Origin of the sequence: Nonomuraea sp. NPDC047529, from assembly GCF_040642995.1 — a bacterium.
In the GTDB taxonomy this organism is placed as follows: domain Bacteria; phylum Actinomycetota; class Actinomycetes; order Streptosporangiales; family Streptosporangiaceae; genus Nonomuraea.
In genome coordinates this window covers 38,715-61,549 of record NZ_JBEYTJ010000027.1, presented here as the reverse complement: position 1 = coordinate 61,549, position 22,835 = coordinate 38,715, and the positions used below count along the sequence as shown (strand labels likewise).

At 70.8% G+C, this 22,835-nt stretch carries 22 protein-coding genes; 8 read left to right on the top strand and 14 right to left on the bottom strand.

What is annotated here, in order from left to right:
• Window positions 1–96: 96 nt before the first annotated feature.
• The 14 genes from metK to pyrR form a co-directional block, all read right to left on the bottom strand.
• Entirely contained in the window at window positions 97–1,287 is a 1,191-nt protein-coding gene (metK, locus tag ABZ815_RS34270) for a methionine adenosyltransferase (RefSeq protein ID WP_357705344.1), read from the bottom strand.
• 128 nt (window positions 1,288–1,415) lie between these two features.
• The gene (locus tag ABZ815_RS34265; RefSeq protein ID WP_352322592.1) at window positions 1,416–1,739 is read right to left on the bottom strand and encodes a hypothetical protein; all 324 of its coding nucleotides are present in this window, start codon (window positions 1,737–1,739) and stop codon (window positions 1,416–1,418) included.
• 126 nt (window positions 1,740–1,865) lie between these two features.
• A complete protein-coding gene (gene coaBC / locus ABZ815_RS34260) occupies window positions 1,866–3,059 on the bottom strand; it encodes a bifunctional phosphopantothenoylcysteine decarboxylase/phosphopantothenate--cysteine ligase CoaBC (protein ID WP_357705343.1) in 1,194 nt (397 codons plus the stop codon).
• 8 nt (window positions 3,060–3,067) lie between these two features.
• On the bottom strand, window positions 3,068–3,337 hold the full coding sequence (rpoZ, locus tag ABZ815_RS34255) for a DNA-directed RNA polymerase subunit omega (RefSeq protein WP_043638590.1): 270 nt from the start codon (window positions 3,335–3,337) through the stop codon (window positions 3,068–3,070).
• Window positions 3,338–3,342: 5 nt separating this feature from the next.
• The gene (gmk, locus tag ABZ815_RS34250; RefSeq protein ID WP_357705342.1) at window positions 3,343–3,957 is read right to left on the bottom strand and encodes a guanylate kinase; all 615 of its coding nucleotides are present in this window, start codon (window positions 3,955–3,957) and stop codon (window positions 3,343–3,345) included.
• Window positions 3,958–4,051: 94 nt separating this feature from the next.
• Window positions 4,052–4,375 (bottom strand): integration host factor, actinobacterial type, encoded by a 324-nt coding sequence (gene mihF / locus ABZ815_RS34245; RefSeq protein WP_020541698.1) that lies wholly within the window; start codon window positions 4,373–4,375, stop codon window positions 4,052–4,054.
• Between the two features lie 424 nt (window positions 4,376–4,799).
• Window positions 4,800–5,498: an orotidine-5'-phosphate decarboxylase gene (pyrF, locus tag ABZ815_RS34240; protein ID WP_357705341.1), complete on the bottom strand. Its 699-nt coding sequence runs from the start codon at window positions 5,496–5,498 to the stop codon at window positions 4,800–4,802.
• Window positions 5,495–6,472: a dihydroorotate dehydrogenase gene (locus ABZ815_RS34235; protein ID WP_357705340.1), complete on the bottom strand. Its 978-nt coding sequence runs from the start codon at window positions 6,470–6,472 to the stop codon at window positions 5,495–5,497. Before ABZ815_RS34235 ends, pyrF begins: the two co-directional genes overlap by 4 nt.
• Complete coding sequence (locus ABZ815_RS34230; protein ID WP_357705339.1) at window positions 6,462–7,313, bottom strand: dihydroorotate dehydrogenase electron transfer subunit; 852 nt, start codon at window positions 7,311–7,313, stop codon at window positions 6,462–6,464. The genes ABZ815_RS34235 and ABZ815_RS34230 overlap by 11 nt, the downstream gene beginning before the upstream one ends.
• A 37-nt stretch (window positions 7,314–7,350) precedes the next feature.
• Window positions 7,351–10,638 carry a carbamoyl-phosphate synthase large subunit gene (carB, locus tag ABZ815_RS34225; RefSeq protein ID WP_357705338.1) on the bottom strand — a complete coding sequence of 1,096 codons (3,288 nt, stop codon included), beginning with the start codon at window positions 10,636–10,638 and terminating at the stop codon, window positions 7,351–7,353.
• Window positions 10,625–11,731 (bottom strand): glutamine-hydrolyzing carbamoyl-phosphate synthase small subunit, encoded by a 1,107-nt coding sequence (gene carA / locus ABZ815_RS34220; RefSeq protein WP_357705337.1) that lies wholly within the window; start codon window positions 11,729–11,731, stop codon window positions 10,625–10,627. The genes carB and carA overlap by 14 nt, the downstream gene beginning before the upstream one ends.
• Window positions 11,728–13,023, bottom strand: a complete 1,296-nt coding sequence (locus ABZ815_RS34215) for a dihydroorotase (protein WP_357705336.1) — start codon at window positions 13,021–13,023, stop codon at window positions 11,728–11,730. Before ABZ815_RS34215 ends, carA begins: the two co-directional genes overlap by 4 nt.
• Window positions 13,020–13,937: an aspartate carbamoyltransferase catalytic subunit gene (locus ABZ815_RS34210; protein WP_357705335.1), complete on the bottom strand. Its 918-nt coding sequence runs from the start codon at window positions 13,935–13,937 to the stop codon at window positions 13,020–13,022. The genes ABZ815_RS34215 and ABZ815_RS34210 overlap by 4 nt, the downstream gene beginning before the upstream one ends.
• On the bottom strand, window positions 13,934–14,479 hold the full coding sequence (pyrR, locus tag ABZ815_RS34205) for a bifunctional pyr operon transcriptional regulator/uracil phosphoribosyltransferase PyrR (RefSeq protein ID WP_357705334.1): 546 nt from the start codon (window positions 14,477–14,479) through the stop codon (window positions 13,934–13,936). Before pyrR ends, ABZ815_RS34210 begins: the two co-directional genes overlap by 4 nt.
• Window positions 14,480–14,704: 225 nt before the next feature.
• On the opposite strand from pyrR, the gene ABZ815_RS34200 reads away from it, so the two are divergent.
• From ABZ815_RS34200 to ABZ815_RS34165, 8 genes are all read left to right on the top strand, one after another.
• A complete protein-coding gene (locus tag ABZ815_RS34200) occupies window positions 14,705–14,920 on the top strand; it encodes a DUF3040 domain-containing protein (protein WP_357705333.1) in 216 nt (71 codons plus the stop codon).
• Window positions 14,921–15,025: 105 nt separating this feature from the next.
• Window positions 15,026–16,441 (top strand): amino acid permease, encoded by a 1,416-nt coding sequence (locus ABZ815_RS34195; RefSeq protein ID WP_357705332.1) that lies wholly within the window; start codon window positions 15,026–15,028, stop codon window positions 16,439–16,441.
• Window positions 16,438–17,682 carry an arginine deiminase gene (locus ABZ815_RS34190; protein ID WP_357705331.1) on the top strand — a complete coding sequence of 415 codons (1,245 nt, stop codon included), beginning with the start codon at window positions 16,438–16,440 and terminating at the stop codon, window positions 17,680–17,682. The genes ABZ815_RS34195 and ABZ815_RS34190 overlap by 4 nt, the downstream gene beginning before the upstream one ends.
• Window positions 17,683–17,704: 22 nt before the next feature.
• The gene (argF, locus tag ABZ815_RS34185; protein WP_357705330.1) at window positions 17,705–18,709 is read left to right on the top strand and encodes an ornithine carbamoyltransferase; all 1,005 of its coding nucleotides are present in this window, start codon (window positions 17,705–17,707) and stop codon (window positions 18,707–18,709) included.
• Complete coding sequence (gene arcC, locus ABZ815_RS34180) at window positions 18,710–19,645, top strand: carbamate kinase (protein ID WP_357705329.1); 936 nt, start codon at window positions 18,710–18,712, stop codon at window positions 19,643–19,645.
• Between the two features lie 9 nt (window positions 19,646–19,654).
• Window positions 19,655–21,076 (top strand): amino acid permease, encoded by a 1,422-nt coding sequence (locus ABZ815_RS34175; RefSeq protein WP_357705328.1) that lies wholly within the window; start codon window positions 19,655–19,657, stop codon window positions 21,074–21,076.
• 1 nt (window position 21,077) lies between these two features.
• Window positions 21,078–21,944 carry a universal stress protein gene (locus ABZ815_RS34170; RefSeq protein WP_357705327.1) on the top strand — a complete coding sequence of 289 codons (867 nt, stop codon included), beginning with the start codon at window positions 21,078–21,080 and terminating at the stop codon, window positions 21,942–21,944.
• A gap of 300 nt (window positions 21,945–22,244) precedes the next feature.
• The gene (locus ABZ815_RS34165; protein ID WP_026214021.1) at window positions 22,245–22,739 is read left to right on the top strand and encodes a transcriptional regulator; all 495 of its coding nucleotides are present in this window, start codon (window positions 22,245–22,247) and stop codon (window positions 22,737–22,739) included.
• Window positions 22,740–22,835 lie beyond the last annotated feature (96 nt).

The window sequence follows — 22,835 nt, the reverse complement described above, 5'->3', positions numbered from 1 at the left end:
AACCCGCCTCACACCGACATCAGCCGACGACAAGTGCCGCATCCACGCCCCGATGGGCCGGATGCGGCACCTGCGTCGAACAAGAACCGGGAGAGGTCAGAGACCGGCAGCCGTCCGAAGGGCCTCGGCGCGGTCGGTGGACTCCCAGGAGAAGCCCTCACGGCCGAAGTGCCCGTAAGCGGCGGTCTCGGAGTAGATCGGGCGCAGCAGGTCGAGGTCGCGGATGATGGCCGCCGGACGCAGGTCGAAGACGCGCAGCACGGCCGCCTGGATCTGCTCCACCGGCAGCTTCTCGGTGCCGAAGCACTCCACGAACAGGCCCACCGGCTGAGCCTTGCCGATCGCGTACGCGACCTGCACCTCGCACCGGTCGGCCAGCCCCGCCGCGACGACGTTCTTGGCCACCCAGCGCATCGCGTACGCCGCCGAACGGTCGACCTTGGACGGGTCCTTGCCCGAGAACGCGCCACCGCCGTGGCGGGCCATGCCGCCGTAGGTGTCGATGATGATCTTGCGACCGGTCAGGCCGGCGTCGCCCATCGGGCCGCCGATCTCGAAGCGGCCGGTCGGGTTGACCAGCAGCCGGTAGCCCTCGGTCTCGATCTCCAGCCCGTCGAGCACGGGGTCGACCACGTGCTCCTTGATGTCGGGGGCGAGCATCTCCTTGAGGTCGATCTCGGCCGCGTGCTGGGTGGAGACGACCACGGTGTCGAGGCGGACGGGCTTGTCGCCGTCGTACTCGATGGTGACCTGGGTCTTGCCGTCGGGGCGCAGGTAGGGAACCTTGCCGGTCTTGCGGACCTCGGACAGGCGCTGGGCGAGCCGGTGCGCGAGCGTGATCGGCAGCGGCATCAGCTCGGGCGTCTCGCGGCAGGCGTAGCCGAACATCAGGCCCTGGTCGCCGGCGCCCTGGCGGTCGAGCTCGTCGGCGTCGCCGCCGCCCACGCGGTGCTCGTAGGCGTCGTCGACGCCCTGGGCGATGTCGGGCGACTGCGCGCCGATGGACACCGACACGCCGCAGGAGGCGCCGTCGAAGCCCTTGTGGGAGGCGTCGTAGCCGATCTCCAGGATCTTCTCCCGGATGACGCCGGGGATGTCGACGTAGGTCTCGGTCGTGACCTCGCCTGCGACGTGGACCTGGCCGGTAGTGATCAGCGTCTCGACGGCGACCCGGCTCTTGGGGTCGTCCTTGAGCATGGCGTCGAGAATCGCGTCACTGATCTGGTCGGCGATCTTGTCCGGGTGGCCTTCGGTGACCGACTCGGAGGTGAACAGGCGACGTGACAACTCAGTGGCTCCTCATGCAGCGGCTGCTGACGGATGTTGGGCCCGGGACGGAAGTACACGCCAGGGCCTCGCCGAAGTCTAGCCCTACCCGGCGCCCGGTCGCGAAACCGTCCCGTGTCCGTGTCCGGTCACAGGTCGGGGAGGGGATCGGGGGGCAGCGTCTCCGGCGCGAAGACCTCGGCGTCGGCCGCGGACACCACCGCCGCGTACTCCTCGTCGAACTCGAACACGGTGTTGCCGAGCTCGATGAACGGTCCGGGCAAGATCGGCCCGAGCCTGGTGTGCCTCGGATACGTGGCGAACACCGCGACCGGCCGGTCACTCCGGAGGGTCCTGGTGGTGAGCACCGAGACGGACGAATCAGTGACGACGATGAGGAAGTGGCCCGTTCCCGTCGGCCCCACGGATAACGCGGGGAAGACGTAACGGATTCCTCCCTGGTCCTCTAGCAATCTCCTGCAACGATCCCTGACAGCGGAACCCACCGGCATTCCGTCCCCCTTTGCCCCCAAGTATCGGTAGGCGTCCGGGGTGTCGCAACTGGCGATCAGGTAATCGTTCCCGCCGAAAATCGGACGCTAGGACAGGCGGGGCGCGACCAGGTCCCAGACGGCGTCGGCGACGTCCTCCTTGGGGCCGCGCGGCACCTCGACGGGATCGCCGCCGGCGACGAGGACGGTGGCGGCGTTGTCGGGCGTGCCGAACGCCAGCCCCTCCCCCACCTGGTTGACCACCAGCAGGTCGCAGCCCTTCCTGGCGAGCTTGGCCTGCCCGTTGGCGAGCACGTCGTCGGTCTCGGCCGCGAACCCGACGATCACCCGGGGGCCGGTGCCGGCCTCGCGGCGCAGCAGGCCCAGCTCGGCCAGGATGTCGGGGTTCTTCGTCAGGTGGATGGGGTCGGGCTCGCCGTCGGTCTTCTTGATCTTCGTGTCGTGCCGGGACGCCGGGCGGAAGTCGGCCACCGCGGCCGCCATGACGACGGCGTCGGCCTTCTCCGAGGCGGCCAGCACCGCCTCGCGCAGCTCGGCCGTGGACCCCACCCGCACCACGGTGGCCCCCGCGGGGTCGGGAAGCGCGACGTTGGCGGCCACGACGGTCACCTCGGCGCCGCGCGCGACCGCCGTACGGGCCAGGGCGTACCCCTGCAACCCGGACGAGCGGTTGCCGATGAAGCGGACCGGGTCGATCGCCTCGCGGGTGCCTCCGGCGGAGATCACCACCTTGCGCCCGGCCAGGTCGCGCGGCCCGCCGCGCAGCACGCGCAGGCAGACCTGGAAGATCTCGGCGGGGTCGGGCAGCCGGCCGGGGCCGGTGTCGGCGCCGGTGAGGCGCCCCACGGCCGGGTCGATCACGACGGCCCCGCGCTCGCGCAGGGTCGCGACGTTGGCGCGGGTGGCCGGATGTTGCCACATCTCGGTGTGCATGGCCGGGGCGAACACGACCGGGCAGCGCGCCGTCAGCAGGGTGTTGGTCAGCAGGTCGTCGGCGAGCCCGTGGGCCGCCTTGGCCAGGGTGTTGGCGGTCGCCGGCGCCACCACGACGAGATCGGCGCGCTGGCCGATGCGGACGTGGGGCACCTCGTGAACGTCGTCCCAGACGTCGGCGGTCACGGGGTTGCCCGACAGGGCGGCCCAGGTGGGCTCGCCCACGAACCGCAGGACTTCGCGGGTCGGCACGACCCGCACCTCGTGACCTGACTCGGTGAACAGCCGCAGCAGCTCACACGCCTTGTACGCGGCGATGCCGCCGCTGACGCCGAGGACGACCTTCATCGAAGGGGTCAGACCGCGCCTTCGATGGGCTCGGCGTTGAGCAGGCCCTCGGAGACCTCGCGCAGCGCGATGGACAGCGGCTTCTCCTGAGCGTGCGTCTCGACCAGCGGCCCGACGTATTCCAGCAGGCCCTCGCCGAGCTGGGAGTAGTAGGCGTTGATCTGGCGGGCGCGCTTGGCGCCCATGATCACCAGGGAGTACTTGCTGTCGACGATGTCGAGCAGCGCGTCGATCGGCGGGTTGGTGATGCCCTCCGCGGCCGGGGTGGTGCCTGCCACGATTGTCAGACCTCTCGGTTGATGGTGGTGGTGACCCCCTGAGGGTCAGTCATCAAGGCTATCAGCCGGTGGCACACTTCATGGACACTCGTGTTCACCAGCGTGAGGTCGAACTCCGACTCGGCCGCCATTTCGACCCGTCCGGCCTGGAGCCGGCGCTCGATGACGTCCTCCGGCTCGGTGCCGCGGCCGCGCAGCCGCTTCTCCAGCTCCTCCCACGTCGGGGGGGCCAGGAAGACCAGCAGGGCGTCCGGCATGGTGCCACGCACCTGCCTGGCGCCTTCCAGGTCGATCTCCAGGACGGTCGGGACGCCCTGGGCGAGCTTGTCCAGCACCGCCTCGCGCGGGGTGCCGTAGCGGTTGCCCGCGAACTCCGCCCACTCCAGCAGCTCGCCGGCCTCGACGAGCCGGTCGAACTCCTCGCCGTCGACGAAGAAGTAGTGGACCCCGTTGACCTCGCCGGGACGGGGCCTCCTGGTGGTCACCGAGACCGACAGCCACACCTCGGGGTGTGCCCGCCGGAGCTCGGCGACGACCGTGGACTTGCCGACGCCCGACGGCCCTGACAGGACCGTCAGCCGCCTCTTGCTCAAGGGGAGGAAGCCGACCTTCGCTCCCAATCCGACTGCCTCGTGGGCCCTTGCTTCGCCGGACCAGGACCTCTCGGTCACTTCCTACCCCCCGTTGAACCTGCGCTTTCTTGTGGAACAGAGATTAGCTCTCGTTGCCACCGAACTCGCGCTCGAGGGAGGCCCTCTGGTTCGCACCGAGACCCCGCACGCGGCGGGACTCGGCGATGGCAAGCCGCTCCATGAGCTGCTTGGCGCGGACCTTGCCCACGCCGGGGAGCGATTCCAACAGTGCCGACACCTTCATCTTGCCGATGACGTCGTCGGTCTGCCCATCCTTGAGCACCTCAGCCAGAGAAACCGCGCCATGCTTGAGCCGGTTCTTGACCTCGGCACGCTCTTTACGGGCCTTGGCAGCCTTCTCAAGGGCTGCGGCGCGCTGCTCAGGGGTCAGGGGAGGAAGAGCCACGCCGGGTCACCTCGAATTTCTGTCGATGTACTCGGACGGGAAGGGAAACTAGCTGGTCATCGCCCCCTAAGCAACGTCAAGAGCGGTTTCTCTCCTCACAAAATCCACTTCATCACTGTCCGTGAGCGTAAAATTACCCACTGCTGATCAAATCGCCCTCACTTCCCGCTTCACGCGAGCGGCCCGGACGGCGTCCCGGAACACGGCGAAGATCGTCCGCGCGTCGGCCGTTCATGTCCGAAACCAGGGCCGGACCAGGACCGAAACCCGATTCGGGAAGGGTGCGCGAACGCCCGCCGGATGCATTACGATCTTGTGAGCGAGGGCTGTGCGGACGGTCCGGCGACGCCTGCCGCCATGCCCCGCCCGCACGCCGGAAGACCGGCCCGGAAACGGCCCGGGCGAACCGGGCCGGGAAACCGGGTCAGGAGGCGGTCGTGCGGCGCAGCGAGGCGGCGATGGCGGCGGCGGCCGCTCCCGGGTCCGCCGAGCCGGTGATCGGGCGGCCGATCACGAGCAGGTCGGCGCCGTCGGCCAGCGCCTGCTCGGGGGTCGCCACGCGTACCTGGTCCTGCACGTCGGCCCCCTGAGGGCGCACGCCGGGCGTGATGAGGGTGATGCCGGGCCCCACCTCGGCCCGCACCGCCGCGACCTCGTGGGGCGAGCACACCAGCGCCGTGGCGCCGGCCTCGACCGACAGGGCCGCCAGGCGGCGCACGGCCTCGTCCGCGGGCCCGGCCAGGCCGATGCGGTCGAGGTCGGACTCGTTCAGCGAGGTGAGGATCGTCACAGCGGCGATCTTGGTCTGCGGCGCGGACTCGACCGCGGCCCGGATCATGGCCGCGCCGCCGGCCGCGTGCACGGTCAGGATGGCCGGGCGCAGGCGGGAGACGGCCTTGGCGGCGCCCGCGACGGTGTTGGGGATGTCGTGCAGCTTGAGGTCGAGGAAGATCTGCACGCCGCTGGCGCCGCGTACGGAGGCGATCACGTCGGGGCCGTAGCGCAGGTAGAGCTCCAGGCCCACTTTGATGGTGCTGACGTGCGGCGTCACCAGGCTCGCCCACCGGGCGGCGGTCTCCAGGTCGGGGGCGTCGAGGGCGACGGCGATGGGTGCGGGCGTCAAGGGGAGATCTCCTCGGAGTCGGCCAGAAGGTGCCGGGGAGCGCTCCCCGGCGGTCGGTGGGCCAGGCCGACGGCGTCGGCGAGGCGTTGGAAGCCGCGGGCCCGCAGCAGGTCCTCAAGCTCGCGCTCGATGCGCAGGCACGCGTAGGGGTCGTGGAACAGGGCGGTGCCCACCCCGACGAGGCAGGCGCCCGCCAGGATGAGCTGGAAGGCGTCCCTGCCGGTCATCACGCCGCCCATGCCGATCAGCGGCACCCCGGGCAGGGCCGCGTGCACCTGCCACACGCAGCGGACGGCCAGGGGCAGGATGGCGGGCCCCGACAGCCCTCCGGTGACGGCGGCCAGCGAGGGGCGCAGCGCCTCGGTGTCGATGGCCATGCCGAGCGGGTTGTTGATCATGGACAGCGCGTCCGCGCCGGCGTCCACGCAGGCGCGGGCGACGGAGACGATGTCGGCCACGTCAGGCGCGAGCTTGGCCACCACGGGGACGTCGTAGCGCATGATGGAGCGCACCGAGGCGATCACCTCGGCCGCGGCGCTGCCCTCACGCGCGAAGACACGCCCTCGGTCCTCCATGTTCGGGCAAGAAAGGTTGACCTCAAGAGCGGTCACCCCGGGCGCGTCGGCGAGCCTGCGGGCCAGCTCGGAGTACTCGGCGACGGTGCCGCCGCCGATCGAGACGATGGTCTTGATGCCGCGCTGGGCCAGCCAGGGCAGCTCGCGCTCCAGGTACGCCTCGATGCCCGGCCCCTGGAGCCCGACGGCGTTGAGCATGCCTGAGGGCGTCTCGGCCATGCGCGGCGTCGGACGCCCCGCGCGCGGGGCCATGGTGACGGACCGGGTGGTCAGCGCGCCGAGCCGGTGGAGGTCGAAGAACTGGGCGAGCTCCTGGCCCGAACCCGCGCAGCCGGCGGCCGTGGTGATCGGGTTCCCCAGCTCCACGTGCGCCAGAAATGTACGCATATCAACTGACATGTCGTGCACCGCCTCCGGGGGCGCCGAGCGCGTCGAACGGGATCGTTCCCACGTCCTCGAACCGCACCCGCTCCCCCCGGAACACCGGCCCCTCCGCGCACGCGCGGACCATCCTGGTCGCGCCGTCGTCGCCGATGACCGGGATGACGCACGTCATGCACACGCCGATGCCGCAGGCCATCGACTCCTCGACGGCCACCTGCACCGGGATGTCGAACTCCATCGCCACCGCCGTCACCGCCCGCAGCGCCGGCATGGGCGCGCAGGCGTAGACGGCGTCGGCCCGGGTGTCGGCGATCACCGAGGGCAGCGCGTCGGTGACCTTGCCGCGCAGGCCGAGCGAGCCGTCCTCGGTGGTCAGGGTCGTCGTCTCGGCGATGCGGCGGGCCCGCATGGCGCCGAAGACGCGGTCGGCCCCGGCGCCGCCGAGCACGAAGTCGACCCGGCAGCCGCGCGCCAGCAGCGCGTCGGCCAGCGGGAACAGCACGGCCGAGCCGTACTCGGCGCCGACCAGCACGCAGTTGACCGGGTCGCGCGGCAGCGGGAACGGCCTCCCGAGCGGCCCGACCAGGTCCAGCGTGTCGCGGGCGCGCCGCTCGGCCAGCCAGGACGTGCCCGGCCCGGCGGCGGTGAAGACGAGCTCGACCGTGCCGCCGTAGTCGGACTTGACGTCATGGATGGACAGCGCGCGGCGCGTCACCATCGACGTGTGGGGCCCGCCGACCGCCACGGAGACGAAGTGGCCGGGGCGGTAACGCTCGGCGATGCCGGGCGCCACCACCGTCAGCGCATGGTAGGCGTCGACCCGGCGCGTCGTCAGCACCGTGCCCGTCACCTGCACAGGTGTGCCGGCCAGTCGTCTTCACCTCCCGCGCGGGTCAGCCGCGTAGTGCCTGTGCGTGCTCCTGGAGTGAACGCACCCCGACGTCGCCGCGGACGATCGCCTGGATCCCGGCCGCCGCGGCGGCCAGCCCGGCGACGGTGGTGATGCACGGGATGCCGCGCAGCACCGCCGCGGTGCGGATCTCGTAGCCGTCCAGGCGCGGCCCGGACTGGCCCGGGCTGCCGAACGGCGTGTTGACGATCAGGTCCACCTCGCCGTCGAGAATCGCCTGCACGCTCGTAGGCTCACCTCCGGGCCCGGTCCCCTCGCTGTGCTTTCGCACGATCTTGGCATGGACACCGTTGCGGCGCAGCACCTCGGCCGTGCCCTCGGTGGCGAGGATCTCGAAGCCGAGGTCGGCCAGTGCCTTCACAGGGAAGATCATCGCACGCTTGTCCCTGTTGGCCACGGACACGAACGCGCGTCCCTTGGTCGGGAGTTCCCCATAAGCGCCCGCCTGGGACTTGGCGTACGCCACGCCGAAGAACGCGTCGATGCCCATGACCTCGCCCGTGGAGCGCATCTCGGGCCCGAGCACGATGTCGACGCCCCGGAAGCGGTTGAAGGGCAGCACGGCCTCCTTGACCGCGATGGACGCCTCCATCGGCAGCGTGCCGCCGTCGCCGGTGGCCGGCAGCATGCCCTCCGCGCGCAGCGAGGCGATCGAGGAGCCGAGCATCACCCGGGCCGCCGCCTTGGCCAGCGGCGTGGCCGTGGCCTTGGACACGAACGGCACGGTACGGCTCGCCCGCGGGTTGGCCTCCAGGACGTACAGGACGCCGGCGGACATGGCGTACTGGACGTTCAGGAGCCCGCGCACGCCCACCCCGGCGGCGATGGCCTCGGTGGCGGCGCGGATGCGCTTGACGTCGTGGCTGCCGAGCGTCAGCGGCGGCAGCGCGCAGGCCGAGTCGCCGGAGTGGATGCCGGCCTCCTCGATGTGCTCCATGACGCCGCCGAGGAACAGCTCCTCGCCGTCGTAGAGCGCGTCCACGTCGATCTCGATGGCCTCGTCGAGGAACTTGTCCACCAGGACCGGGTGGCCGCCCTCCTGGGCCGCCATGTACGTCGTCAGCGTGCTGTCGTCGTAGACGATGGCCATGCCGGCCCCGCCGAGCACGTACGAGGGCCGCACCAGCACCGGGTAGCCGATCTCGCCGGCGATCTCCAGCGCCTCCGGCACCGTCAGCGCGGTGCCGTGCTTGGGCGCGGGCAGGCCGGCCTCGGCCAGCACCCGCCCGAACGCGCCGCGCTCCTCGGCCAGGTGGATCGACTCGGGCGAGGTGCCGACCACGGGCACGCCGGCGTCCTTGAGCGCCTGCGCCAGGCCGAGCGGCGTCTGCCCGCCGAGCTGCACGATCACGCCCACGACCGGGCCGGTCTGCTGCTCGGCGTGCACCACCTCCAGGACGTCCTCCAGCGTCAGCGGCTCGAAGTAGAGCCGGTCGGAGGTGTCGTAGTCGGTGGAGACGGTCTCGGGGTTGCAGTTGACCATGACGGTCTCGAACCCGGCCCGCGACAGCTCGAACGAGGCGTGCACGCACGCGTAGTCGAACTCGATGCCCTGCCCGATGCGGTTGGGCCCGGAGCCGAGGATGATGACCTTCTCCCGCTCGCCGTAGGGGACCTCGGTCTCCTCGTCGTAGGTGGAGTACAGGTACGGCGTCCTGGCGGCGAACTCGGCGGCGCAGGTGTCGACGGTGTTGTAGACCGGCCGCACGCCGAGCGCGTGGCGCAGCCCGCGCACGTGGGCCTCCTCGACGCCGCGGATCTCGGCGATCTGCGCGTCGGAGAAACCGTGGTGCTTGGCGCGGGTCAGCGCGCCGGCGGTGAGCTCGGGCGCGGCGGCGATCTCCTGGGCCTCCTCCTCCAGCAGCAGGAGCTGGTCGAGGAACCAGGGGTCGACGCTGGTGGCCTCGAACAGCTCGGCCGCGGTCGCGCCCGCGCGCACGGCCTGCTGCATCGTGCGCAGCCGTCCGTCGTGCGGGGTGCGGCAGGCCGCCAGCAGCTCGTCCTTGTCCTGGACGGGCCCCGCCCAGGTGAAGGCGGAGTCCTTCTTCTCCAGCGAGCGCAGCGCCTTCTGCAGCGCCTCGGTGAAGGAGCGGCCGATGGCCATGGCCTCGCCCACGGACTTCATGTGCGTGGTCAGCGTGCGGTCGGCCCCGCGGAACTTCTCGAAGGCGAAGCGCGGCACCTTGACCACGATGTAGTCGAGCGTCGGCTCGAAGGAGGCCGGGGTCTCCTTGGTGATGTCGTTGGGGATCTCGTCGAGGGTGTAGCCGATGGCCAGCTTGGCGGCGATCTTGGCGATCGGGAAGCCGGTGGCTTTGGAGGCCAGGGCGCTGGAGCGGGAGACGCGCGGGTTCATCTCGATGACGATCATGCGCCCGGTGCGCGGGTCGACGGCGAACTGGATGTTGCAGCCGCCGGTGTCGACGCCGACCTCGCGGATGACCGCGATGGCGACGTCACGCATGTTCTGGTACTCGCGGTCGGTCAGGGTCAGCGCGGGCGCGACGGTGACGCTGTCGCCGGTGTGCACGCCCATCGGGTCGATGTTCTCGATGGAGCACACGATGACGACGTTGTCCGCCTTGTCGCGCATGACCTCCAGCTCGTACTCCTTCCAGCCGAGGATGGACTCCTCCAGGAGCACCTCGGTGGTCGGCGAGGCGTCGAGGCCGGCGCCGGCGATGCGGCGCAGGTCGTCCTCGCCGTAGGCGAAGCCGGAGCCGACGCCGCCCATGGTGAAGCTGGGCCGTACGACCAGCGGGTAGCCCAGCTCGCCGGCGGCGGCCAGGCAGTCCTGCATCGTGTGGCAGATGACCGATTTGGCCGACTCGGCGTTGAGCCCGTGCTCGCGCGCGACCTTGGCGACGATCTCCTTGAACTTCTCGCGGTTCTCGCCCGCCTGGATCGCGTCGAAGTCGGCGCCGATCAGCTCGACCTCGTACTTCTCCAGCACGCCCGACTCGTGCAGGGCGACCGCGGTGTTCAGCGCGGTCTGGCCGCCCAGGGTGGGCAGCAGCGCGTCGGGGCGCTCCTTGGCGATGATCTTCTCGACGTACTCGGGGGTGATCGGCTCGACGTACGTGGCGTCGGCGAACTCCGGGTCCGTCATGATCGTGGCCGGGTTGCTGTTGACCAGGATGACGCGGAAGCCCTCGGCCCGCAGCACCCGGCAGGCCTGGGTGCCCGAGTAGTCGAACTCGCACGCCTGGCCGATCACGATCGGGCCGGAGCCGATCACCAGGACCGACCGGATGTCCTCACGCTTGGGCACGGCTCATGACCTCACAGAACTCGTCGAAGAGATAAGCGGCGTCGTGCGGACCCGCGGCGGCCTCGGGGTGGTACTGGACGCTGAAGGCCCGCCCGTCGAGCAGGCGCAGGCCCTCCACGCAGCGGTCGTTGAGGTTGACGTGGCTGACCTCGGCCGGACCGTACGGGGTCTCGAACGCCTCGCCGATCGGCGCCTCGACCGCGAACCCGTGGTTGTGGGCCGAGATCTCGACCTTGCCCGTGCGCACGTCCTGGACCGGCTGGTTGACGCCGCGGTGGCCGTAGCGCAGCTTGTACGTGGACAGGCCGAGCGCGCGGCCGAAGAGCTGGTTGCCGAAGCAGATGCCGAAGAACGGCACCCTGGCCGCGAGGACACTCTGAAGGGCCGACACGTCGGCGGTGGCGGGGTCGCCGGGGCCGTTGGAGAAGAACACGCCGTCGGGCTCGACCGCCATGATCTGCTCGTACGTGGCCGTGGCGGGCAGCACGTGCACCTCGCAGCCGCGCTCGGCCATGCGGTGCGGGGTCATGCCCTTGATGCCCAGGTCGACGGCGGCGACGGTGAAGCGCCTGGCGCCGACGGCGGGCACGACGTAGGGCTCGGCCGTGGCCACTTCGGCGGCCAGGTCGGCGCCCTCCATGGCGGGCGAGTTCCGCACCCGCTCGACGAGCTCGTCGACGGTCGCGGAGGGGTCCGAGAAGATGCCGGCCCGCATCGCGCCGCGCTCGCGCAGGTGGCGGGTCAGGGCGCGGGTGCCGGTGATGGCGATGCCGACGACGCCCTGCTGCTTGAGGTAGTCGTCGAGCGAGCGGTCGGCCCGCCAGTTGGAGACGATCCTGGACGGCTCGCGCACGACGTACCCGGCGACCCAGACGCGGCCCGACTCGGGGTCCTCGTCGTTGACGCCGGTGTTGCCGATGTGCGGGGCCGTCATGGCGACGATCTGCCGGTGGTAGGAGGGGTCGGTGAGGGTCTCCTGGTAGCCGGTCATGCCGGTGTTGAAGACCATCTCGCCGAACGTCTCGCCTTCGGCGCCGTAAGAGGTTCCGCGGAAGACGCGGCCGTCTTCCAGGACGAGCACCGCGGTGTTCAAACCAGCTTCCCTTCGAGAACGGTCGGCGTGCCGCGCAGGAACGTGGCGACCACCCGGCCGGGCAACGTCATCCCCTCGTACGGGGTGTTCCTGCTCTTGGAGGCGTAGGCGGAGGGGTCCACCTCGGTGCGGGCCGACGGGTCGTACAGCGTGATGTTGGCCGGCGCGCCCGGCTCCAGCGGCCTGCCGTGGCCGGACAGGCGGCCGATGCGGGCGGGGGTGAGCGACATGCGCTCGGCGACCCCGGCCCAGTCGAGCAGCCCGGTCTCGACCATGGCCTCCTGGACGACGCTCAGCGCCGTCTCCAGGCCGATCATGCCCATGGCCGCGGCCGGCCACTCGGTCTCCTTGTCCTCGACCGGGTGGGGGGCGTGGTCGGTGGCGACGACGTCGATCGTGCCGTCGGCCAGCGCGGCGCGCAGCGCCTGGACGTCGGCGTGCGTGCGCAGCGGCGGGTTGACCTTGTAGATCGGGTTGTAGGCGCCGACCGGGGACTCCTCGACGAGGTCGTCGGTGAGGAGCAGGTGGTGAGGGGTGACCTCGGCGGTGATGTTCCAGCCCTTGGACTTGGCCCAGCGGATGATCTCGACCGAGCCGGCGGTGGAGACGTGGCAGACGTGCAGGCGGGAGCCGACGTGCGCGGCCAGCAGGCAGTCGCGGGCGATGACCGCCTCCTCGGCCACGGCCGGCCAGCCGGTCAGGCCGAGCCTGCCGGAGACGACGCCCTCGTTCATCTGGGCGCCCTCGGTGAGCCTGGGCTCCTGGGCGTGCTGGGCGACGACGCCGTCGAACGCCTTGACGTACTCCAGGGCGCGCCGCATCAGCACGGCGTCGCTGACGCACTTGCCGTCGTCGGAGAAGACCCGGACGCGGGCGGCGGAGTCGGCCATCGCGCCGAGCTCGGCGAGCTGCCTGCCCTCCAGGCCGACGGTGACGGCGCCGACCGGCTGCACGTCGCAGTGGCCGAACTCGCGGCCGAGCCGCCAGACCTGCTCGACCACGCCGGCGGTGTCGGCGACGGGCGAGGTGTTGGCCATGGCGTGCACGGCGGTGTAGCCGCCGCGGGCCGCGGACTGGGTGCCGGTCTGGACGGTCTCGGCGTCCTCGCGGCCGGGCTCGCGCAGGTGGGTGTGCAGGTCGACCAGGCCGGGCAGCGCGATCGCGCCGCGGCCCTCGACGGTCTCGCCGCCGGGACCGGCGTCGAGGCCGGCGCCGATCTCGGCGATGCGCCCGTCGGCGATCCGGATGTCCACCGGCTCCCCGCCGAGGATCCTGACATTTCTGATGATCACTGGATCTCTCCCCCGAGCAGCAGGTACAGGACGGCCATGCGGATGGTCACGCCGTTGGCGACCTGCTCCACGATGGTGGAGCGCGGCGAGTCGGCCACCTCGGCGGCGATCTCCATGCCCCGGTTCATCGGCCCGGGGTGCATGACGATGGCCTCGTCCGGCATCTTGGCGAAGCGGTCGCGGTCGAGGCCGTAGCGGCGGGAGTACTCGCGCTCGCTGGGGAAGTAGGCGGCGTTCATCCGCTCCTTCTGCACCCGCAGCATCATGACCGCGTCGGACTTGGGCAGCACGGCGTCGAAGTCGTAGGACACCTCGCACGGCCAGGTGCCGACCGAGACGGGCAGCAGCGTGGGCGGCGCGACGAGGGTGACCTCGGCGCCGAGCGTGTTGAGCAGCAGCACGTTGGAGCGGGCGACCCGGCTGTGCAGGACGTCGCCGACGATGGTGACCCGGCGCCCGTCGAGCCCGCCGAGGCGGCGGCGCATGGAGAAGGCGTCGAGCAGGGCCTGCGTGGGGTGCTCGTGGGTGCCGTCGCCGGCGTTGACGACGCTGCCGCGCACCCAGCCGGCCAGCCGGTGCGGCGCGCCGGAGGAGCCGTGGCGGATGACGACGGCGTCGGCGCCCATGGCCTCCAGGGTGAGCGCGGTGTCCTTGAGCGACTCGCCCTTGGACACGCTCGACCCCTTGGCCGAGAAGTTGATGACGTCGGCCGAGAGCCGCTTGGCCGCCGCCTCGAAGGAGATGCGGGTGCGCGTGGAGTCCTCGAAGAACAGGTTGACCACCGTGCGGCCGCGCAGCGTGGGCAGCTTCTTGATGGACCGTTCCGAGACCCTGGCCAGCTCCTCGGCGGTGTCGAGGATGAGCAGCGCGTCGTCCTTGGCGAGGTCGCCCGCCGAGATGAGATGCCGGTTCATCTGTCGTCCTCCTTCATGAGCAGGACGGCGTCGCGGCCGTCGATCTCGGAGAGGTAGACCTTGACCTTCTCGCTCTTGGCGGTGGGCAGGTTCTTGCCCACGTAGTCGGCGCGGATCGGCAGCTCGCGGTGGCCGCGGTCGACCAGCGTGGCGAGCTGCACGGCGGTGGGACGGCCGAGGTCGTTGAGCGCGTCGAGCGCGGCGCGGACGGTGCGGCCGGAGTAGAGCACGTCGTCGACGAGGACGACCACCTTGCCGTCGATGCCGTCGGGCGGCAGCTCGGTGCGCCCGAGCGGGCGGACGGGACCGCTGCGCAGGTCGTCGCGGTACATCGTGATGTCGATCGAGCCGACGGGGATCTTGAGCCCTTCGAACTGCTCCACTCGGTCGCCGAGCCTGCGGGCGAGCGTGGCGCCGCGGGTCGGGATGCCGAGGAGGACGACGTCACCGGCGCCTTTGGTGCGTTCGAGGATCTCGTGCGCGATACGGGTCAGCGCCCGGTGGATGTCCGGGCCTTCAAGCACGGCCCTGGAATCGGACATGGAGGATCTCACCACCTTTCCCGCCTCACGGGACGGGTCTTAAAAGGGTGTTGGTCGGGACACACAGTACCAGGCACTACCTGGTACAACGCGAGCACCCCGCCCTGCCCTCCGGGTGCGGCGGGCCCTCCTGACCGGCCGTTCGTCCCGCCACACCAGCGAATTTGGCAATTGCCGACATACAGGTATAAAACCTCCTCTAAGTCTTCTCGGGGGAGGTTTCACATGGCGTTGTCGGCACGCGAGCAGTCGGTGCTCAAGGCCATCGCCCGGCAGGTCCGGCAGGAGGACCCCGAGCTGTTCGCGGCCATGTCCCGGCACGGCGCCCCCGCGTCGCTGGCCTGGCCGTTGGCGCTGATGGCGCTGTGCCTGGCGGTGTTCGCCGTCGTGCTGCTGCTGACGGGCTCGCCCGACACCCTGCCGCACCCCGCGATCAGGTAAAACCCCCGCCACTCCCCGTGTCGGCGTCCTTCGCGTAGGGCACGTCCCCGAGGGCCGTACGCGTTCGGCGGCGGCTCTTCCTGGGGACTCGCGCGGGGGGCACGCATGGGGGAACCACGTCCGCCCTCGAACGGCGTGCGGACGGCGGCGCGCGGGACGCGCTCGTCGGCCGCGGGCGGCCTGGGCCTCGGCGCGGCCGTCGCGCTGGTCATGGGGAACGTCGTGGGCACCGGCATCTTCCTGCTGCCCGCCTCGCTGGCGGCGTTCGGGACGGTGAGCCTGGTCTCCATGGTCCTGGTCACCGCGGGCGCCATCGCGATGGCGATCGTCTTCGGCCGCCTGGGCGGGCGCGTCCCGGCGGCGGGCGGCCCCTACGCCTACGCCCGCGAGGCGTTCGGGGAGTTCGCCGGGTTCTGGATCGCCTGGTCGTTCTGGCTGACCGCGTGGATCGGCAACGCGGCCATCGCCGTGGCGTGGGTGGGCTACGTCCAGTACCTGGCCCAGGGGTTGTTCGGGCTCAACTGGGGCGGCACGCTCAGCGCGATCCTGATCGGCCTGGCCGGGGTGTGGATCCCGGCCGTGGTGAACCTGGCGGGCGTGCGCAACGCGGCCGCCTTCCAGGTGGTCACCACGATCCTGAAGTTCGCGCCGCTGCTGTTCGTGGCGGTCGTGGGCCTGTTCTTCGTGCACCAGGACAACTACCCCCCGTTCAACGCCACCGGGGACGGCTGGGTCTCGGCCGTCTCCCTGGCGGGGGCGGTCACGCTGTTCATCTACTCGGGCGTGGAGAGCGCCGCCATCGCGGCCGACCGGGTCAGGGACCCCGCCCGCACCATCGGCCGGGCCAGCGTCATCGGCGTGCTGGCCTGCGCCGTCATGTACATCCTCAGCACGGTCGCCGTCATGGGCACCGTGCCGCAGGAGGAGCTCGTCGGGTCCACCGCGCCGTTCGCCGCCGCGCTCGACCACATGTTCGGCGGCACCGGCGGCGGGCTGCTCATGGCGGTCTGCGCCATGATCTCCGGCATCGGCGCGCTGAACGGCTGGACCCTGCTGGTCGCCGAGATGCCGCTGGCCGCCTCCAAGGACGGCTTGTTCCCGCCCGCCTTCGCCGTGGTCACCCGCCGCGGCGCGCCCCTGACGGGCATCCTGGCCGGGACCGTCCTCACCTCGCTCATGCTGCTGGTGGGCTACGCCTCCGCCAACGCCTTCGACACGATCGTGCTGCTGGCCTCCTTCACCACGGTCATCCCGTACTTCTTCTCGGCCGCCGCGCAGCTGTTCTGGCTGGTGACCCGGGAGCGGCGGATCGACCGGGGGCGGCTGGCCCGCGACCTGGCCGTCGCGGTGCTCGCGCTGCTGTTCTCGTTCTGGATGGCGTACGGCTCCGGGCCCCCGGCCGTGCTCGGCGGCACGCTCATGTTGTTGGTCGGCGTGCCCGTCTACATCTGGCTGAAGGCCAGGCACGGCGAGTACGGACCGCGTGATGTCCGCCGCGCTGAGGGGATATCTGAAAAATGACCTTTCATGTCGATTCAGAGGTCGGCCGGCTGCGTCAGGTCCTGCTGCACAAGCCGGAACTGGCCCTCAAACGGCTGACCCCGAGCAACAAGGACGCCTTCCTGTTCGACGACGTGCTGTGGGTGCAGCGCGCGGTGGAGGAGCACGAGGAGTTCGAGCGGGTGCTGCGCGACCGCGGCATCGTCGTCCACATGCTGGCCGACCTGCTGCGCGACGTGGTCGACATCCCCGAGGCCCGCAAGCACATCCTCGACGCCGTCATCGACGAGCGCTGGCTCGGCCCGGTCGCCATCGACGACATCCGCAACACCCTCGACGGCATGGACGCCACCACTCTCCAGGTGCACCTGACCGGCGGCATCACCAAGCGCGAGCTGGTCGCGATGGGCTGCGACCCCAAGTCGGTGGCCTTCCACTCCACCGCCGACGACGACTTCATCCTGCCGCCGCTGCCCAACCACCTGTTCACCCGCGACACCTCCTGCTGGATCTACGACGGCGTGTCGATCAACGCGATGCGCAAGAAGGCCCGCATGCGCGAGACGGTCAACCTGGAGGCCGTCTACCGGTTCCACCCGATGTTCGCCGCCGGCTTCGACCGGCCTTACGAGGGCGGCTTCCACTGCTGGCTGCCCGGCCACGCGATGGCGCCGGCCACCCTGGAGGGCGGCGACGTGCTGGTCATCGGGCGCGGCGCGGTGCTGGTCGGGATGAGCGAGCGCACCCAGCCGCAGGCGGTCGAGATGCTGGCCCAGCGGCTGTTCAGCGCCGGGTCCGCGACCCGGATCGTGGCGCTGGACATGCCGAAGGCGCGCGCGTTCATGCATCTGGACACGGTCATGACCATGCTCGACGTCGGGGTGTTCACCAAGTACGCCGGGCTCGGGATGTTGCCGGCGTACACCATCGAGCCGGGCGACACCTCCAAGGAGCTCAGGGTCACCGACCACCCACCCCAGGACATGCACAGGGCCATCGCCCATGCCCTGGACATGGACGACATAACCGTCCTGACCCCCCACCAGGACGTGTACGCCGCCGAACGCGAGCAATGGGACGACGGCTGCAACGGCCTGGCCGTCGAGCCCGGCGTCGTCGTCGCCTACGAGCGCAACACCACCACGAACAACCACCTGCGCGACAACGGCATCGAGGTCATCACGATCCGGGGCAGCGAGCTGGGCAGAGGACGCGGCGGGCCGCGGTGCATGAGCTGCCCGCTGGAGCGCGACGGCATCTAGGACGGCATCCAGAAGGGATGACATGGCGTTCAACCTGCGCAACCGCAGTTTCCTCAAGGAACTGGACTTCACGCCGGAGGAGTTCGGCTTCCTGCTGCACCTGTCGGCAGAGCTGAAGGCCGCCAAGTACGCCGGGGTCGAACGGCAGCGGCTCCACGGCAAGAACATCGCGCTCATCTTCGAGAAGACCTCGACCCGCACCCGCTGCGCGTTCGAGGTGGCCGCCCACGACCAGGGGGCGCACGTCACCTACCTCGACCCGGCCGGCTCGCACATCGGGCACAAGGAGTCGGTCAAGGACACCGCGCGGGTGCTGGGCCGGATGTTCGACGGCATCGAGTACCGGGGCAGCAAGCAGTCCTACGTCGAGGACCTGGCGGCACTGTCCGGCGTGCCGGTGTGGAACGGCCTGACCGACGAGTGGCACCCCACGCAGATGCTGGCCGACATGCTCACCATCCGGGAGCACAGCGACAAGCCGCTGCGCGAGGTGTCCCTCGCCTACCTCGGGGACGCGCGCAACAACACCGGCCACTCGCTGCTGGTCACCGGCGCGCTGCTCGGCCTGGACATCCGGCTGGTCACCCCGCCGGCGCTGCGGCCCGACCGCGACCTCGCGGTGCGGCCCGCCGAGGAGCTGGCCAGGTCCACCGGCGCCCGGATCACCATCACCGAGGACGTGGCCGAGGGCGTCAGGGGCGCCGACTTCCTCTACACCGACGTGTGGGTCTCGATGGGCGAGCCGAAGGAGGTCTGGGACGAACGGATCGAGCTGCTGCTGCCGTACCAGGTGAACGACGACGTCGTCCGGGCCACCGGCAATCCGGACGTGAAGTTCATGCACTGCCTGCCCGCCTTCCACAACCGGGAGACCGGCGTGGGCGCCGACATCTACGCCAGGACCGGCCTGGAGGCCCTGGAGGTGACCGACGAGGTCTTCGAGTCGCCGCGTTCCATCGTCTTCGACGAGGCCGAGAACCGGCTGCACACCATCAAAGCGGTCATGGTCGCAACCCTGGGGGACTGAATGCGGGTCATCGTCGCACTCGGCGGCAACGCGGTGCTCAAACGCGGCCAGAAGCCGGACGCCGAGGCGCAGAGGGACAACATCGCCACCGCCGTCAGGACGCTGGCCCGGCTCGCCGGCGAGCACGAGCTGGTCATCACCCACGGGAACGGCCCCCAGGTCGGCATGCTGGCGCTGGAGAGCGCCGCGGACCCGAACCTGAGCCGCCCCTACCCCTTCGACACGCTCGGCGCGCAGACGCAGGGCATGATCGGCTACTGGATGCAGCAGGCGCTGCAGAACGCCCTGCCCGGCCGGCAGGTGCTCGCCATGGTCACCCAGACCCTGGTCAGCGCCGTCGACCCGGCCTTCGACGACCCCACCAAGTTCGTCGGCCAGGTCTACGAGGAGGACGAGGCCCGCAAGCTGGCCGCCGAGTACGGCTGGACGGTCAAGCCCGACGGCGACCGCTGGCGGCGCGTGGTGCCCTCGCCCACGCCGCAGCGCATCGTGGAGACCCGGCTGATCCGCAAGATGATCCGCGAGGGCGTCGTGGTGGTCTGCGCGGGCGGCGGCGGCATCCCCGTCGTGCGCGACGCCCGCGGCCGGCTGGCGGGCGTCGAGGCCGTGATCGACAAGGACCTGACCGCCTCGATGCTGGCCGAGGCGCTGGAGTGCGACGCCTTCCTCATCCTGACCGACGTCCCGCGGGTGTACCGCGACTTCGGCGCGCCGGGCCAGACCGAGATCGCCTGCACCACCCCGCACGAGCTGCGCGGGCTGCGCTTCCCGGCCGGGTCGATGGGGCCGAAGGTCGAGGCGGTGTGCCGGTTCGTCGAGACGACCGGCGACATGGCCGCCATCGGCAGGCTCGACGAGGCGGCGGACATACTCGCCGGCTCCGCGGGCACGATCGTCACGCCCAACGGGATGTGGCCGCTGACGAGCACCCTCTAGGAGACCGACGTGACACTGGCCGCACGGCTGCTGCGCACCAAGCCGACCGAGCGCATCGTGGCCGAGGGCGGGCAGGGCGAGGGCGGCGAGCTGCGACGCACGATGACGCTGTGGCAGCTCACGCTGTTCAGCGTCGGCGCCACGCTCGGCACCGGCATCTTCGTCATCCTCGGCCAGGCGGTGCCCAAGGCGGGGCCGGCGGTGGTGCTGTCGTTCGTGCTGGCGGCGATCACGGCGCTGTTCTCGGCCCTGTCGTACGCCGAGCTGGCCGGGACGATCCCGGTGTCCGGGTCGTCCTACTCCTACGCATACGCGACGCTGGGCGAGCTGGTGGCCTGGGTGTGCGGCTGGTGCCTGATGCTGGAGTACGCCGTGTCCGTCGCGGCCGTGGCCGTGGGCTGGGGCGAGTACCTCAACGCGTTCCTGCGCAGCCTGTTCGGCTGGACGCTGCCCGAGGCGATCACCCGCTCCCCCGGCCAGGACGGCGGCGTCGTCAACGTCACCGCGATCCTCATCGTGCTCCTGGCCACCTGGCTGCTGCTCTACGGGGCCTCGGAGTCGGCCAGGGCCAACGCGGTGTTCGTGCTGATCAAGATCGCGGTGCTGGTGTTCTTCTGCGTGGTGGCGTTCACGGCGTTCCAGACCGGGAACTTCACCCCGTTCGCCCCCCTGGGGGTGGCCGGGATCACGGCCGCCGCCTCGCAGGTGTTCTTCTCCTACATCGGCTTCGACGCCGCCTCCACCGCCGGTGAGGAGGCCAGGAACCCCAAGCGCGACCTGCCCCTGGCCATCCTGCTGTCCCTGCTCATCGTCACTGCCGTGTACGTCCTGGTCGCCGTGGCCGCCATCGGGGCCAAGCCGTGGACCGAGTTCGACCCGGAGAGCACCGAGGCGAGCCTGTCGCAGATCGTCGACCAGGCCACCGGCGCCACCTGGCCCGGCGTGATCGTCTCCTTCGGCGCGGTGATCGCCATCGCCAGCGTCGTGCTCACCGTCATCTACGGCCAGACCCGCATCCTGTTCGCGATGTCCCGCGACGGGCTCATCCCCAGGATCTTCCAGCGGGTGAACCCGCGTCACCAGGTGCCGGTCGCCAACACGCTGATCGTGGCCCTGTTCATCTCGGTCCTGGCCGGGCTGGTGCCGCTCGGCCAGCTCGCCGAGGCCACCAGCATCGGCACGCTGTTCGCCTTCTTCATCGTCAACGTCGGCGTGCTGGTCCTGCGCCACCGCAGCCCCGAGCTGCCGCGCAGCTTCCGTACGCCGCTCTTCCCCCTCACCCCGGTGCTCGGCGCGGTCTTCTGCGTCATCGTCATGGCCGGGCTGGCGGGCGTCACGTGGGCCGCCTTCGGCCTGTGGATGCTGGCCGGCCTGATCTGCTATTTCCTGTACGGCTACGGGCATTCGCGGCTGAATGCCGAGGTGCGGTGACATGAAGTTCGAGAAGGTGCTGGCCGGGTACATCGCCGAGCCACGCGGCAGGGACGGGCTGGCGCTGGCCGTCCTGCTGACCCGGCAGACCGGGGGGAGCCTGACGGTGGCGACCGTCCAGCCGCCCGTGACCACCACGCCGGGCCCCGCCCGCGCCGACGAGGGCGCCTGGCGCTCCTACCTGCGCGAGCAGGCCGAGACCGCGCTCGCGCAGGCCCGCGAGCTGGCCGGCGACCAGGTCGAGTACGTCCGCCAGACCAACAGGGGCAGCGGGCGCGGGCTGGTGGAGGTGGCCCGCAGGCGCGGCGCCGACGTCGTGGTGATCGGCTCGGCGCCCGGCGGCGGACGGTCCCGCATCACCGTCGGCAGCACCGCCGACCAGCTCCTGCACTCCTCGCCGGCGCCCGTGCTGCTGGCCCCGCGCGGCTACGGCGACGACCCGCCGGCCGCGTTCGAGCGCATCACGGTCGCCTACCGCCGCGGGCCCGGCGCCGACACCGCCGTCAAGGGCGCGGCCAAGGCCGCGGTCACCCTGGACATCCCGCTGCGGCTGGTCACGCTGGTGGTCAGGACCGGCCGTCGCGTGCAGATCGAGGAGGACATGCTCGTCCGGCTGCGCGACCAGGCCGCCGCCGACCTGCGTGCCGCGGCCCGGGGGCAGCGGCGCAGGCTCCAGGTCGAGGTGGAGCTCCTTGAGGGCCGGAACGTGGCACAGGCGCTCGGCACGACCACCTGGCTGCCCGGGGAACTGCTCGTGTGCGCCTCCAGCGACGCCGGGCCGCTGCGGCGGGTCTTCCTGGGCGACACGTCCATCAAGATCGTCCAGGCCGCGACCTGCCCGGTCATGATTTTGACCCGCGAGACCTGACGCTCGATTTCACTCGTCAAACTATGACGAAGTAGTGTTGCCATCGGTACAAGAGGGGCGTTTGTTGCGTTCCCTCCCGGACCGGATTCGGCATCTTTTTTCCAATCAGCTTGACCTTAGGCTCCCACCCCTTTACCGTCACTGTGCGTAACCACACCGCGCGGCGTTCTGGGGTAAACCCAGGGCCACGGCTACCGATGGTGCCGAGCCTGGCACTGTACCCCCCGGTGGCTGGGGCATATGCCGCAAGGGAGCACAATCTACTGAGAGCGCTACATACGAGAGCCGGGGGGCCACACGATGCCGTCTGAGTACGCAAAGTCGCTGGGTGCAAGACTCCGCGCCATCCGCACCCAGCAGGGGCTGTCCCTGCATGGAGTCGAAGAGAAGTCGCGCGGCCGGTGGAAAGCCGTGGTCGTGGGCTCCTACGAGCGTGGCGACCGAGCCGTGACCGTGCAGAAGCTTGCCGAGCTTGCCGATTTCTACGGAGTGCCCGTCTCCGAGCTGCTGCCCGGGGGCGCCGCTCCGAGTCCGCTCGGGCCCACTCCCAAGCTTGTGATCGACCTGGAGCGCCTGGCGACACTGCCGAAGGAGAAGGCCGGAGCGCTCGCCCGTTACGCCGCCACCATTCAGAGCCAGCGTGGCGACTACAACGGCAAGGTCCTGTCGATCCGCCAGGAGGACCTGCGTTCGTTGGCTGTGATCTATGACAAGTCGCCCAGCGAGTTGACCGAGGAACTCATCAGCTGGGGCGTGCTCGACGCCGAGGCGCGCCGGGCCGTCGAGTCGTTCTAGGACCTACCGCTTCACCACTGGAGGGCTCGCCAATTCCCCTGGCGGGCCCTCCGCCGTACCGGCTGGGAATTCTTCGGCCCGATACACGGACATTAC